The sequence below is a fragment of the Alteromonas sp. KUL106 genome (assembly GCF_009811415.1).
Taxonomy (GTDB): Bacteria; Pseudomonadota; Gammaproteobacteria; order Enterobacterales; family Alteromonadaceae; genus Alteromonas.
In genome coordinates this window covers 1-1,455 of record NZ_BLIG01000070.1, presented here as the reverse complement: position 1 = coordinate 1,455, position 1,455 = coordinate 1, and the positions used below count along the sequence as shown (strand labels likewise).

2 protein-coding genes are annotated in these 1,455 nt (G+C 39.5%); both read right to left on the bottom strand.

The window, feature by feature from the left end; all coding sequences use genetic code 11:
- Positions 1-105: 105 nt before the first annotated feature.
- Positions 106-768 (bottom strand): HAD-IB family phosphatase, encoded by a 663-nt coding sequence (locus GVO63_RS19225; protein ID WP_159582050.1) that lies wholly within the window; start codon positions 766-768, stop codon positions 106-108.
- Positions 769-916: 148 nt separating this feature from the next.
- A complete protein-coding gene (locus tag GVO63_RS19220) occupies positions 917-1,429 on the bottom strand; it encodes a hypothetical protein (protein ID WP_159582048.1) in 513 nt (170 codons plus the stop codon).
- Positions 1,430-1,455: the final 26 nt, after the last annotated feature.

Sequence of the window (1,455 nt, the reverse complement as noted above, 5' to 3'; positions counted from 1 at the left end):
TAACACCCGCATAACGGGCAATAACACGTAGGCTAAAATTGGAGCGAAGCGACTGAGCCTACGTGTTTTTGTCCCAGCGAGCCCGCGAGCGAGTTTATGCGTTTGTTATGCCCAATTTAAAACTGCCATTGCCTTATTAAACGACTTGGTAAACTTTCTAAAGCACCTTGGACTTGGGTTGATAATATATCGCTTATTGCAAAGTTTAAGCATTGGTATATCGGCTGAACTATCTGAGTAGCCAATAACTAAGTCATATTTTTCTAAATCAAAAAGTTCTCGTACTCGCTCTACTTTTCTAGATGCGTAACAGTGAAATTTACTGATAATGCCGCCGAAAAAGCGAGTTTCTTCAGAGCAGACAAATCTTACGTTAGGAAGGTGATTTTGAGCAAAGACAGCTTTAACCATCCAGTCTGATGCACCACTGACGACTATTACTTCATCTGTATTTGAAGAGTGAAAGAGTAGTTGTTGGACAGCGTCGTTGAAAATTAATGTTGAACTGTCACTGAGGTACATTCGGATAAACGACTTACGCAGGTGCATAATTTTTCTGTCGCTGATTCCCAGTGTTGCTAACCATAGAAGTATCGAGAATCCTATATATTTAGTTCTCGCATGTAACAGAAATGGCGTAGAGATTGGAAAAGACAAAAAACAAAAGAACATACGTAAAGGATTTCGGCAAAGCATAAATTTCATGTACGCTGCGCCAGTATCCCTATTTATTATAGTTTTATCGAAGTCAAAAAGTACCAAGTTCATGTAGCTAAATTCTTCCTTGATTGGGCATAACTTCCCACTAAGGGGCGATAACATATGGGCTAAAATTAGGAACGAAGTGACGCAGCCCATGTGTTAGCGTCCCAGCGAGCGAAGCGAGAGCCTTGAGTGGTTTGTTATAAGCCACTGTTTAAATAGCCTTACGCATTTTATCTATTAACTCAAGACATGCCTGATAAAGCAAGATTTCCATGTCCTCATTATGGTAAAGAGGGCCCCAGCGGAATAGCCCTCTGAGACTAAATTGCTTTGCAATGAATTCACGCCATGTCACAGATTTAGACACACTGAATGTTTTTACGGTCTTGCCGTGATTAATGTTGTATAGCCGCGAAACTAACTTAATTTTTGGACGCCAAAATATTGGTATGCCAGAAGTTCCTAGATTAACGGTAAAAGCTTCGCCACCGTGTAGTGTGACTATAACGACATCCAAGCCAATGTCAGATTTCTTCGGTTCATTAATGTTAGAAATACTGTGGAGGCAAAAAATCTCTTCGAGTTTTTTGCGCATATGATCTTGTAGTGAATTTCCACTTATAGAAAAGAACGACTCTATTTTAGATATGTTGCTGTCATTAACTACAGCCAATGAACCTAAGTATACATTTGGCTTTTCAGAGTTGAACCAATCGAAGAGCAAATTCAAATTCCTTTTGGCTTATAACA